Raw genomic sequence first — 13,040 nt, 5'->3', positions numbered from 1 at the left:
ACGCCGCCTTCGTCTTGTCTAGTCTTCGAAACCGATCAGCTGTCGAGGAAGCTGCGCAGCTTCCGCGACCGGCTCGGGTGCTTCAGCTTGCGCAGCGCCTTGGCTTCGATCTGACGGATCCGCTCGCGGGTCACCGAGAACTGCTGGCCGACTTCTTCCAGCGTGTGGTCGGTGTTCATGCCGATGCCGAAGCGCATGCGCAGCACGCGCTCTTCACGCGGGGTCAGCGAGGCCAGCACGCGGGTGGTGGTTTCCCGCAGGTTGCTCTGGATGGCCGCGTCGATCGGCAGGACGGCGTTCTTGTCCTCGATGAAGTCGCCCAGGTGGCTGTCTTCCTCGTCGCCGATCGGCGTTTCGAGCGAGATCGGCTCCTTGGCGATCTTCAGGACCTTGCGCACCTTCTCCAGCGGCATGGCCAGCTTTTCGGCCAGCTCTTCCGGGGTCGGCTCGCGGCCGATCTCGTGCAGCATCTGGCGGCTGGTGCGGACGATCTTGTTGATCGTCTCGATCATGTGGACCGGGATGCGGATGGTCCGCGCCTGGTCGGCGATCGAGCGGGTGATGGCCTGACGGATCCACCAGGTAGCGTAGGTCGAGAACTTGTAGCCGCGGCGATACTCGAACTTGTCGACGGCCTTCATCAGGCCGATGTTGCCTTCCTGGATCAGGTCCAGGAACTGCAGGCCGCGGTTGGTGTACTTCTTGGCGATCGAGATCACGAGGCGCAGGTTGGCCTCGACCATTTCCTTCTTGGCCTGACGGGCCTCGCGCTCGCCCTTCTGCACGGTCTGGACGATGCGGCGGTAGTCGTCGATCGGCACGCCGGTCTCGGTGGCGAGGGCGGCGATCTCCTGGCGGATGTCGCTGACCGAGCTGGTGTCGTTCTCGACGAACTTGGTCCAGCGCACGCCCATGCCCTTCACCTGGTCGACCCAGGTGGGGTTCAGTTCGGAACCGAAATAGGCCTTCAGGAACTCGCCGCGGCTGATGCCGTAGCTGTCGGCCAGGCGCAGCAGGCGGCCTTCAAGACCGATCAGGCGCTTGTTGATCGCATAGAGCTGCTCGACCAGAGCCTCGATGCGGTTGTTGTTCAGCTTCAGCGTCTTCAGGTGCTGGATGATCGTCGCCGACAGGCCCTCGTAGGCCTTGCGGTCGGCGTCCGACAGATCCTCGCCCTTCAGGCGGCTGCCGACCAGCTTGTCCTGCAGCTTGCGGAAGGTCTCGAACTCGCCGGCGATGGCGTCGAGGATGGCCATGACGCCTTCGCGCAGTTCGCCTTCCATGGCGCTGACGGTCGGGCCGGCGCCGTCGTCGAAGTCGTCTTCGTCCTCGCCTTCGCCCTCGGGCTTGGCTTCGCCGGCTTCGTCGTCGACGGGCTCGGCCGGACCTTCGTCGTCCTCGGCCGCGGGCTGGGCCGCGCCGCCGTTGATGGCCGCGTAGGTGCCTTCCAGGTCGATGACTTCACGCAGCAGGATGCGGCCGGTGCTCAGTTCCTCGCGCCACACCATGATGGCTTCGAAGGTCAGGGCGCTTTCGCAGAGACCGCGGATCATCGTGTCGCGGCCGGCCTCGATGCGCTTGGCGATGGCGATTTCGCCCTCGCGGCTCAGCAGTTCGACCGAGCCCATCTCGCGCAGGTACATCCGCACCGGGTCGTCGGTGCGGTCGTAGGCGGCCGGCTTGTCGCTGGTGATGACCGTGGTGTTCTCGTCGCGGGTGGCGACTTCACCGCCCTCGGCGTTCTCGGCGTCTTCTTCGGCCTCGACGACGTTGACGCCCATCTCGCTGAGCATCGCCAGGGTGTCTTCGATGGCGTCGGGGCTGACTTCTTCCGAAGGCAGCACCTTGTTCAGCTCGTCCATCGTGACGTAGCCGCGGGCTTTCGCCTGCTTGATGAACTTCTTTACGCCGGCGTCGGTCAGGTCGAGCAGAGGGCCGTCACCACCGGTGGCTTCGGGCGCTTCGGTCTCGGCCGTGGAATTGTTGCTCATCAAGCTCTCCGAAATCGACGCCGCCCCTTACCGCGAGGGACGGGCCGAGAATGCTTCAACATGTCGCCGGCCTTCCGCGGATCCTCGCGAGTTCGGGTCGGTGACTGCTTCCAAGGGTTAGGACCCCGCTGCGCAGGCGCTCCAAGCTTCCAGCATCATCGATGAAAAAAATTTCGACGTTCTGTGAACTAACGCACGAAAAACCACGGGGTAACGCTCCGCGCGAAATTGGCGGAGGGCGGGCGGCTTCGAGCGCGGCGTTCATGAACGTCGACCTTTCGGACCGACGACCGCTGGGACTTGGCGCGGCGAGGATGACATCCTGTTTCAAGCAGGGCGCGCGCTGTGCGTTGGCGGCCCGATCGATGTCAAATCAGCTGCGTGGCAAATCCTTGAGTCGGCAAATGGCCGTGGGTGACGCCCGTGTCAAGATGGCGGGCGCGAAGTTGGCTGTTTCTCGCTGTTCCAGAAGGCGAGAAGCGCTGGGGAGTCGCCGCCTGGTGGATGCGTCCGTATGCCACGCCGGGGCCTTAACCGTGTCGCATACCGTCGCTCTATAAAGTGCCGCGCATGACACAGGGCGGAAAGGTCATGGACAGAGAGGCGCGCAGGCTCGCTGCGCTGAAGTCCTATCAGGTGCTCGACACCCCGCGCGATGCCGCGCTGGACCGCCTGACCGCGCTGGCCGGCAACCTGTTCGGCGCGCCGATCGCCCTGGTCTCTCTGGTCGACGACGAGCGCCAGTGGTTCAAGGCCCGGGTCGGGCTGGACGTGGAGTCCACCAGCCGCGACATCGCCTTCTGCACCCACGCCATCGAGATGGGCCCCAATGCGGTGATGGTGGTCGAGGATGCTGCGCTCGATCCCCGCTTCGCCGACAATCCGCTGGTCACCGGCGATCCCGACATCCGCTTCTACGCCGGCGCCACCCTGACGACGAAGGACGGCGACAACCTCGGAACCCTCTGCGTCATCGACGACAAGCCGCGCCCGCGTCCCACCGACGCCGAGCTCGAGCGGCTGAAGCTGCTGGCCGGCGTGGTCGTCGACGAGTTCGAGCTGACCAAGGCCAACCGCCAGGCGCGCGAGAAGCAGCGCCTGCTGGAGATCGCCGAGAGCATGGCCAAGGTCGGCCACTGGCGCTATGACCTTGCGACCGGCCTGACGACGTGGTCCGACGCCGTCTACGAGATCCACGGCCTGCCGCGCTCGGGCTTCGACCCGCAGGTCGACGACGCCATCGCCTATTATCACCCCGAAGACCGCGATCAGGTGCGCGACCATCTGCAGAGGGCGATCGACACGCGCAGCGGCTTCGAATTCCAGCTGCGCCTTCTGCGGCCTGACGGCGCCTTGCGCCACGTGGTCGCCAAGGCCGTCTGTGAAGAAGGCGCGGACGGCCAGCCGGTGGCCTTGATCGGCCTGCTGCAGGACGTCACCGACCATGTCGAGGCCCTGAACGCCGTCGAGCGCAGCGCCAGGCGCTACAGGCTACTGACCGAGAACGCCAACGACCTCGTCACCAAGATGGATCGCGAGGGACGCTTCACCTACGTCTCGCCGGCGGTGAAGGTGGTGACCGGCTACACCATGGAGGAGGTCGTTGGCCGCCGCGCCATCGAGTTCATCCATCCCGACGACCACGAGCGCGTGCAGGCCGCTTTCGCCGACCTGCCGACCGGTCCCTCGGCCTGGCGCATCGAGTACCGCATTCTCTGCAAGGACGGCTCGGTGCGCTGGATGGAGGCGCGTCCGACCCTGGCCCGCGATCCGCAGACCGGCCAGATGAGCGCCGTCACCGACGTGATCCGCGACATCACCGACCACAAGGCGGCCGAGATCGCCCTGGCCGAAAGCGAGGCCCGCTACAGGCTGCTGGCCGACAACGCCATCGACATGATCTCGCGCTTCTCGCCCGACGGCGAGATCGTCTACATCACGCCCAGCTGCCGGCGCGTGCTGGGCTACGAGCCCGAGGAGATGGTCGGCCGGCGGGTCATCGACATGACCCATCCCGACGACAAGGGCGTGCTCGTCGACTACTACCGCGACCTGATCGCCCGCGGCCCCGGCGTCGTCGCCGAGCCCTTCCACTTTCGCGGCCAGGCCAAGGACGGGCGCTGGGTCTGGCTGGAAGGCCAGCCGACCCTGTTCTTCGACGAGAACGGCGCCCTGACCGGCATCCAGGACGTCGTTCGCGACGTCACCACGCGCAAGGCCCTGGAGGCGCAGCTGCAGCAGGCCCGGGCCGAGGCCGAGGCCGCCGCCGGGGTGAAGGCCGAGTTCCTGTCCAACATGAGCCACGAGCTGCGCACGCCGCTGACGGCGGTGCTGGGCTTCTCGCGGATGATCGAGGCGCAGCCCGAACTGGCGCCGTCCACCCGCGCCTGGGTCGGTAAGACCCTGGCCGCCGGCCAGGCCCTGCTGTCGACGGTCAACGACATCCTCGACTTCTCCAAGCTGGAGGCCGGCCAGGTCGAGATCGACCTGGAGCCGTGCGACGCCCGGACCTTGCTCGGCGACGCCCTGTCGCTGTTCTCGCTGCAGGCCGAGGCCAAGGGCGTGGCCCTGGTGGCCGACGGCCTGGAGGGCTTGCCGGCCAGCCTGGTGCTCGACCCCGACCGCGTGCGCCAGGTGCTGCTGAACCTGCTGGGCAACGCCATGAAGTTCACAGATGCTGGGGCGGTGGAACTGCGCGCCGTCCATTCCGGCGGTCGCCTGGTCGTGACGGTGTCGGACACCGGTCCTGGCATGCCGGCCGAGCGCCTGGGCGAGCTCTTCAAGCGGTTCTCGCAGATCGACGGCTCGTCCACCCGCCGCCACGGTGGCACGGGCCTGGGCCTGGCCATCTGTAAGGGCCTGGTCGAGGCCATGGGCGGCGAGATCGGCGTCGACAGCGCGCTGGGGCAGGGGGCCAGGTTCTGGTTCAGCCTCCCGGCCGCCGCCGCCGAAGCGCCCAAGGCCGTCGAGCGCCTGGGCGCGCCGGCTCTGGACCTTCCCGCCGGTTGCCGGGTGCTGGTGGTCGACGACAATCAGGTCAATCGCGAACTGGTCGGCGCGGTGCTGGAGGGTTTCGACGTCGAGCTGGCCCAGGCCGCCGACGGCCAGGCGGCGATCGACGCGGCCTTGCTGCAAGCGTTCGACGTCATCCTGATGGACCTGCGCATGCCGCTGATGGACGGCGAAACCGCCGCGCGCCGGATCCGCGAGGGCGGCGGCCCCAGCAGCGACGCCTCGATCCTGGCCTTCTCGGCCGACGCCGATCCCAAGCTTTCCGACGGCCTGTTCGACGGCGTCCTGGCCAAGCCCCTGGAGATCGGCGCGCTCCTGGGCGGCATCGCCGCCGCGCTGGAGCGCGAGCGCAGGGCGGCTTAGCTTCGGGGCGGTTAGTCGAACCGGAAGGAACCTCCCCCTGTGGGGGAGGTGATCGCGAAGCGATCGGTGGGGGGAGTGACTACAGGTCGTCCGTTGCCGAAGCGGTTGAAAACGTCCCCCCACCGGCCTTCGGCCGCCTCCCCCACAGGGGGAGGTTCTTCAGTGCGCCGGCTGCCAGAATTCCAGGTTGCTGATCTGGCGTTCCAGGATGGCGATGCGGTCGCGCAGGTCGCGGGTGGCCGTGAGGCTGGCGGCGGTGACCGGCTCCTCGCGCATGGCCCGGAGCGCCCTTTCGGCGTCGCCCACCTCGACGATGGCCTCGTAGCAGGCGGCCCACAGGGCGCGGGCCCGCTCGCGCTCCATCTTGGCGTCGAGGAACGGCGCGTTCAGGGTCGCGGCCAGGCGATCGAGCTCGGCCAGCTCCTCGGCGCGGCCCTTGCGCACCAGGATGTCGCGGAAGGGCGTCTCGTCGCCGATGTCGTCGATCAGGGCCTCGAAGATCTCGTGGGCCAGGCCCTTCAGCCGCGCCTCGCCGAAACCGATCCGCTCCAGCGCCTCGTCATAGGGACGCGCCCAGGCCGGATGGTTGACCGCGGCGATCGCCACGGCCGCGTGGAAGGGATTGAGCCGGCGGCCGATCTGCTCGCGGGCTATGCCGCGGATGCCGGGATCCGGCGGCCCACGATCGCGGCCGCGCCAGTTTCCACCGCCGCCACCGCCGTTGCGCGGCGTGAAGGGGCGATCACCGCCCTGGCCGCCGCCGCCCCCGCCACCGTAGGCCGGCTTGGGGAACAGCAGGTCGAGCTTGGCGTAGAGGTCGTCCTTGTAGGCTGACGCCAGGTCCTTGTCGGCGATCGTGCCCGCCGCCGCGCGCAGGCGCTGCTTGAGGCCCGCCTTGCGCTCGGGCGTATCGAGAGGCTCCAGGTCGCGCTCGCGCACGAACAGCGCCTCGACGAAAGGGGTGGTCTGGGTGACCTGGGCCTTCAGCGCCGCCGGACCCTGCTCGCGCAGCACGTCGTCCGGATCCTTGCCGCCGCTGACGATCGAAAAGCGGAACGAGCGGCCGGGCTTCAGTAGGGGCAGGGCGCGGTCGATGGCCCGGCTGGCGGCGCGCTGGCCGGCCTTGTCGCCGTCGAAGCACAGGGTCGGCTCGGGATGCAGGCGCCACAGCGCCTCCATCTGCTCCTCGGTCAGGGCCGTGCCCATGGCCGCCACGGCCGACAGGTTCGCCCGCTGGCAGGCGACGACGTCCATATAGCCCTCCACCACCAGCAGCGGCGTCTGCTCGGTGGGCGCGGCCGCCTGGGCCGCGTGCAGGATCTTGCGGGCGTCATAGAGGCCGTAGAGCACCCGGCTCTTGTGGAAGAGGCTGGTCTCCGGGCCGTTCAGGTACTTGGCGCGGGCGTTGGGATCCATTGCCCGGCCGCCGAACGAGACGACCTTGCCGCGGGTGTCGGTGATCGGAAAGATGATCCGGTCGCGGAAGCGGTCGTAGGGCGCGCCGCCGTCCTCGGGCGCGATCAGCAGGCCGGCTTCCACAAGGTCGCCGGGCTTGGCGCCCTTGGCCACCAGATAGTCCTTCAGCGCCGTGCGGCCGTTGGGCGCGAAGCCGATGCGGAAGCGGCTCCACTGGTCCTCGGGCAGGGCGCGACGGTCGAGATAGGCGCGGGCGTCCTTGCCGACTGGGCGGCGCAGCTCGGCCTCGAACCAGGCGGCGGCCAGCTCCATCCAGTCGCCCAGCCCCGCGCGCTTGCGATCGTCCTGGGCGGCGCGGGCGTCAGGCTCGGGCAGGCTCATGCCGGCCTCGGCCGCCAGCCGCTCGACCGCCTCGGAGAAGGTGAGGCGCTCGGTCTCCTGCAGGAAGCTGATGATGTCCCCGTGCTTGCCGCTGGAGAAGCAATGGTAGAAGCCCTTGTCGTCGTTGACGAAGAACGACGGGCTCTTTTCCTTGGTGAAGGGCGACAGCCCCGCATACTCGCGACCCTGCCGCCGCAGCTTCACCGTCTTTCCGACCACGTCGGAGGGGCGAAGTCGGGACTTCAGTTCTTCAAGGAAACGGTCGTCGAAGCGCATGGCGATGGCCCCAACATAAGGTCGCGCGCGCGGGATGACACTCCTCCTGAGGTGACACCTCACAAGCGGCTTTGGACTTATCCCCTGCGATCCACAGCTAGCGTCGCCGTGGATCAAAGAAGCGTCGCACTAGGAACAGGCCCAACGACCCTCCGTTCTGATGCGGGGGTCGCCTCGACGCGGCCCCACGCCACACAGAGCCACGGAGAACACCCATGCCCGAGTCCCGCTGGAACGACCGTGAAGGCCGCTTCGAGATCGACCGCGAGCGCGATTTCGACGACGAGCGCGGCTATGGCTACGACGCCTCGCGCACCGATGGGCGCCGCCAGGACCGCTACGCCCAGGATCCCGACTGGCGTGACCGCTACGCCGCCCGCGAGCAGCGCAGCTACGGCGAGCCCCGCCATCGATCGTCGGGCCGTAGCGAGCTGCGCCGCGCCGTCAGCCAGGGCGGCGACATCGGCTATGGGACGATCCGCTCGGGCTCGGACTACGCCTCGGGCCGCGGCTACCGCGCGCCGGGCGACTATGGCCAGGTCGGCGGCTTCGACTTCGGCGGCTCCACGGCCGACTACGGCGGAGGCGGCTATCGCGGCGAGGCGCCCGACTACGGCGACCGCGCCTATTTCGACCGCCGCCACGAGCACGACCGCAACTATTACACCGACGGTCCGGGACGGGGTCGCCACGAGCACGGACCCCATGGCCGACATGCGCGTGACCGCTACGACGATGATCGCGGCTGGTTCGATCGCGCCCGCGACGAGGTCTCGGCCTGGATGGGCGATCACGACGCTCAGCGCCGCCGCGAGCATGACGCTGCCCTGCGCGCCGACCATCGCGGCCGCGGCCCCAAGGGGTATCGCCGTTCTGACGAGCGTATTCGCGAGGACGTCAGCGATCGCCTGACCGACGACGGCTGGCTGGACGCCTCGTCCATCGAGGTCGCGGTCAAGGACGGCGAGGTGACGCTGAGCGGCACGGTCCACGCCCGCGACGACAAGCGCCGGGCCGAACTGCTGGCTGAAAGCGTCTCGGGCGTCGACAACGTCCAGAACAACCTGCGCCTGGATCGCGGCGTCGAAGCCAAGCCCGGCGATTGGTCCCTGCAAGGCAACGCGCCCCAACAGGGCGTGACGGGCAAGGCTTAACTCGCACCCATTCCTTGTCATCCCGGACGGCCTTAGGCCGATCCGGGACCCGGGGGACTGGATGCGGTCGTTGACGCCGCGCATTCAGCGATAGCCGACGCATTGCGGCGGCCCCTGGGTCCCGGCTCTACGTGCTGCGCGCTCCGGCCGGGATGACGACTTTTGAGGGTCTGATGGCCCTAAGTGATCATCCCTAGCTTGGCTGGCCGCCCGCTTGGGACCATTTAGGCCCCATGTCCGAGTCCGAAGCCACCCAGCCGACCTTCACCGACGCCGAGATCGACGCCCTGGTCGAGACCTTCTACGCCAAGGTTCGTCGCCATCCGCGCATCGGGCCGGTGTTCAACGGCCAGATCGCCGAGGACGCCTGGCCCCACCACATGGCCACGCTGAAGAACTTCTGGGCGACGGTGCTGCAGGGCTCGGGCCGCTACAAGGGCTCGCCGATGGCGGTGCACCAGCGGATCGAGGGCTTCCAGGAGTGGATGTTCACGCCCTGGCTCAATCTCTTCCACGCCACCTGCGTCGAGCTGTTCGACGCCCCGCGCGCGGCGATCGTCGGCGAGAAGGCCGAGCGCATCGCCCGCTCGCTGAAGCTGGGCCTCTTCTTCCGTCCGGGAGCCCCGGCGTGAGCACGCTCTCCGACAAGATCGATGCCGCAGGCTTCGCAATTGTCCCGGCCGCGCAGACCCGCGACCTGCTGGGCGGCCTGCCGGACTGGGAAAGCTTCGCCGACAGCTGGAACGACCTGGGCGTCGACGGCTTCATGGCCGACGGCGGCCGCTATCGCCGCCGCAGGTTCGCGGCCTTCGCCGCCTCGGCCGACGGCGCGATCACGCGCAAGCCGCACCAGCCGCACTACCAGAGCCGCGACTACAACGCCCTGAACGGCGGCGTGCAGCGGTGGTTCGAGCCGGTGACCCAGGCCATCGCCGAGCACCCCGTGACCACGGCCGTGCTCCGGGCCGGCCTCGACCTCTTTCACCCCCTGACCGCCGATCCGCCGACGGCCTGGCACGTCGAGCTGCACCAGTTCCGCATCGAGGCCCACGACGGCGAGGCCGGTCAGCCGACGCCCGAGGGCATGCACCGCGACGGCGTCGACTGGGTGATCGTCATGCTGGTGGAGCGCCACAATGTGGCCAGCGGCGTCACCGACATCTTCGCCCCGGACGGCCGCGCCCTGGGCTCCTTCACCCTGACGGAGCCGGGGGACGCGGTGTTTCTCGACGACCATAGGGTCCTGCACGGGGTGACGGCGATCAGCCCCCTCGAAGCCGGGCGCGAGGCGCGCCGCGACGTGCTGGTGGTCACCTTCCGACGGGAGGACTGAGGCGTCCGACGAGCGGGCGCGGGCTTGAGGGGGGCGCGACCGTTTGTCTCACTCCACCTGGGGGAGAGGGCGTGCAAGCCTCCGCTCCTTCGCGAAACGAGCGCCGCCCTTCATGACCGACGACGCCCATTCGCTGTCCGCTTCCGGCCGTCGGGACGCCTTCTCGGCGACCATGGCCGACGCGGTGCCGATCCTGATCGGCTATGTCGGCGCCGACCGCCGCTACCGCTTCGTCAATCGCGCCTACGAAACCTGGTTCGGCGTGCGCCGCGCCGACATCGAGGGCCGCTCCCTCGTCGAGGTGATGGGCGAGACCGCCTATGAGCGGGTGCGCAACCATGTCGACGCGGCTCTTGAGGGGCGCAGCCTGACCTTCGAGGGCGAGCTGCCCTATGCCGGGGCGGGCGTGCGCCATGTCGAGGCGCAGTATGTGCCCGACATCGCCCCCGACGGCGCCGTGCTCGGCTACTACGTGCTGGTCACCGACATTTCGGCCCGCAAGAAGGCCGAGGCCGAGCTTGCCCGCCTGCTGGTGCGCGAGCGCCGCCGGGCCCTGATGCTCGACCTGGGCCGCCAGCTGCGCGAGGAGACGCAGGTCTCCGCCATCGCCGACCGCGCCTGCCAGGTATTGGCCGCGCAGCTCGGCGTGCAGCGGGCCGGCTACGCCGAGGTCGACCTGGCCGCCGTCTCCACCCAGATCATCGGCGAATGGGGCGGGGAGGGCGTGCAGCCCTTGGTCGGGCCGCTGTTCGTGCTCGACGATTTCGGACCGGCCATGAGCGACGACCTGCGGGCCGGCGTGCAGGTGGTCATCGACGATATCCGCGAGGATGTCCGCACCCGCGATCCGGCCGTCCTGCCGGCCTACGCCGCGCTCGACATCCTGGGCTTCGTGGCCGTGCCGCTGATCAAGGCCGGACGGCTGGTGTCCTACCTCTTCATCTGCCAGGAGCACGCCCGCACCTGGAACGCCGACGAGGTGGCCTTCGTCGGCGACGTCGGCGAGCTGATCTGGGCCTCCAGCGCCCGCGCCCGGGGCGAGGCGGCCCTGCGTCAAGCCGAGGAGACCGAGCGCCTGCTGATCCGCGAGGTCGACCACCGGGCCAAGAACGTGCTGGCGGTGGTGCAGTCGCTGGTCCAGCTGACGCCCTTCGTCGACAAGCGCCAGTATGTCACCGCGCTCAGCGGCCGCATCGGTTCCCTGGCCCGTTCGCACAGCCTGCTGTCGACCACCCGCTGGACCGGCGCCGACCTGCACTCCCTGCTGGAGCAGGAGCTGGAAGCCTACGGCTTCGAGCACGAGGCCCGCGTCGTCCTTTCCGGACCGCCGGTGCTGATCCGGGCCGAGGCGGCCCAGTCTCTGGGCCTGGTCGTGCACGAGCTGGCCACCAACGCCAGCAAGTACGGCGCCCTGTCGGCGCCCGGCGGGACCCTGGAGGTGCGCTGGGACTGGGAGGCGGGGGTCCTGGTTATCGACTGGTGCGAGACCGGCGGCCCGCCGGCGGTCGCGCCGGTTCGCCGGGGCTTCGGCTCCACCCTGATCCAGAACGCCTGCAAGCAGCTGGGCGCCAAGGTCTCGCACGACTGGCGGGTCGAGGGCCTGCATTGCCGGCTCGAGCTGACGCGCGGCGCCTTGCCCGGCGCGGCCAGCCTCGAACGTTCCGCCGCCGCCCCGTCGCCCGCGCCGGACGGCGGCCTGCAGGACCAGCGCGTGCTGGTGGTCGAGGACGAGGCCCTGGTGGCCATGGAGCTGGCCCGCGTCCTGGCCCTGGCCGGCGCCCAGGTGGTCGGCCCGGCCGGCGACATCGACGAGGCGCTGGAGCTGATCGAGAACAGCCTGATCGACAGGGCCGTGCTCGACGTCAATCTCGGCGGCCGCATGGTCACGCCCGTGGCTAAGGCCCTCAGCGAACGGGACATCCCCTTCGTCTACCTGACCGGCTACCAGGAGCCTGGCCTCGACGACGGCCCCGTGCTGCACAAGCCGGCCGCGCCCGAGGCCCTGGTCAGCGCCCTGGCGGGGCGGCGGGTGGAGCCGGTCTAGGCCAGTTTTTCACCCATCTAAGCGCCCGTCATTCCCGCCCCTTGTGGCGGGAAACCCTCTTTCAGCCGCAGGTGCGGATGGGTCGGATCGCCGGCGATCCGCTTACGCCTCACGTGCGAGCGGACGCCGGGGTTCCCGCCACAAGGGCGGGAATGACGGGAAGAAAAGTGAGGCGTGAAGGGCTTCGCAGAGACATCCCGCCGCATCCCTTCTCCTTGACTCCGGGGGCCATTCGGATCAGAACAAAATGGGAACGGAGGTCGCCATGCCTGGCTCGCGCGAGGCGCGTATCGAGGCCCTCAGAGGTCGGATCGCCGCCATTCAGGCGGGGACTCGGACTCCGACTCCGGTCCTGCCGTTCGGCGATCCGCGCATCGACGGCCATCTGCCCGGCGGGGGGCTGCCGAGGGCGGGCTGGCACGAGGTGGTCGGCGAAGGCCTGGAGGGCGAGAGCGGCGCGGCCACGGCGGCCTTCGCGGCTTTGCTGGCGAGGCCCAGAGCGACGCAGGGGGCGGTGGTGTGGGTGCTGCGGCGCTCGGACCTCTATGTGCCGGGCCTCGTGAACCTGGGCTTTCCGGTCGAGCGGCTGGTGGTGGTGCGGGTCCGCGACGAGGCCGAGGGGCTTTCGGTGCTGGAGGACGCCCTGGCCACCCCGGGCGTGGCCGTCGCCATCGGCGAGGCCGAGGCGCCCGACCTCGTCGCCGGCCGCCGGCTGCAACTGGCCTGCGAGCGGGCGGGAGGCTTCGGCCTCGTCCTGCATCGCCGTCCCTATGGCGGACCGGCCAAGGGGGCGACCGGTTCGGCCGCCTTCAGTCGATGGCGCGTCGGCTCCGCGCCGGGGCGCGCGCCGCCTGATGGGCTGGGCCTTGGCCCGCCCGCCTGGCGCGTGACGCTGGAGCGCTGCCGGGGCGGACGCCCGGGAGCGTGGATCCTGGAACATTCGGAGGCCGACCATGGCCCGCATCCTTTCCGTGTGGTGTCCGAACTGGCCGATCACGACCTGGCTGAGACACCACCCGAACGCCTTCGCAGAGCCGGGTGAAGGCGCGCAGATCCTCCCCCCGAAGGGG

At 69.4% G+C, this 13,040-nt stretch carries 8 protein-coding genes; 6 read left to right on the top strand and 2 right to left on the bottom strand.

Annotation, left to right across the window (positions count from 1 at the left end):
• Positions 1-35: 35 nt before the first annotated feature.
• Entirely contained in the window at positions 36-1,991 is a 1,956-nt protein-coding gene (gene rpoD, locus AC07NS_RS16750; RefSeq protein WP_494605014.1) for an RNA polymerase sigma factor RpoD, read from the bottom strand.
• A 591-nt stretch (positions 1,992-2,582) separates the two neighbouring features.
• Between rpoD and AC07NS_RS16745 the strand changes: the two genes are divergently transcribed.
• Positions 2,583-5,366 (top strand): PAS domain S-box protein, encoded by a 2,784-nt coding sequence (locus AC07NS_RS16745; protein ID WP_494605013.1) that lies wholly within the window; start codon positions 2,583-2,585, stop codon positions 5,364-5,366.
• A gap of 159 nt (positions 5,367-5,525) precedes the next feature.
• Here AC07NS_RS16745 and dnaG read toward each other — a convergent pair whose 3' ends face one another.
• Positions 5,526-7,439, bottom strand: coding sequence for a DNA primase (gene dnaG / locus AC07NS_RS16740; RefSeq protein ID WP_494605012.1), 1,914 nt, complete (start codon positions 7,437-7,439; stop codon positions 5,526-5,528).
• Between the two features lie 215 nt (positions 7,440-7,654).
• On the opposite strand from dnaG, the gene AC07NS_RS16735 reads away from it, so the two are divergent.
• From AC07NS_RS16735 to AC07NS_RS16715, 5 genes are all read left to right on the top strand, one after another.
• Positions 7,655-8,593, top strand: coding sequence for a BON domain-containing protein (locus AC07NS_RS16735; protein ID WP_494605010.1), 939 nt, complete (start codon positions 7,655-7,657; stop codon positions 8,591-8,593).
• A 233-nt stretch (positions 8,594-8,826) separates the two neighbouring features.
• The gene (locus tag AC07NS_RS16730) at positions 8,827-9,225 is read left to right on the top strand and encodes a group III truncated hemoglobin (protein WP_494605008.1); all 399 of its coding nucleotides are present in this window, start codon (positions 8,827-8,829) and stop codon (positions 9,223-9,225) included.
• On the top strand, positions 9,222-9,926 hold the full coding sequence (locus AC07NS_RS16725) for a 2OG-Fe dioxygenase family protein (RefSeq protein ID WP_494605006.1): 705 nt from the start codon (positions 9,222-9,224) through the stop codon (positions 9,924-9,926). Before AC07NS_RS16730 ends, AC07NS_RS16725 begins: the two co-directional genes overlap by 4 nt.
• 112 nt (positions 9,927-10,038) lie before the next feature.
• On the top strand, positions 10,039-11,970 hold the full coding sequence (locus tag AC07NS_RS16720; RefSeq protein ID WP_494605004.1) for an HWE histidine kinase domain-containing protein: 1,932 nt from the start codon (positions 10,039-10,041) through the stop codon (positions 11,968-11,970).
• Positions 11,971-12,235: 265 nt separating this feature from the next.
• Entirely contained in the window at positions 12,236-13,012 is a 777-nt protein-coding gene (locus tag AC07NS_RS16715) for an ImuA family protein (RefSeq protein WP_494605002.1), read from the top strand.
• Positions 13,013-13,040: the final 28 nt, after the last annotated feature.

It is taken from the genome of Caulobacter sp. GW821-FHT10A10, assembly GCF_059415745.1.
Note: the sequence above shows the minus strand (reverse complement) of the source record. Positions and strands in the feature narration are given on the sequence as shown.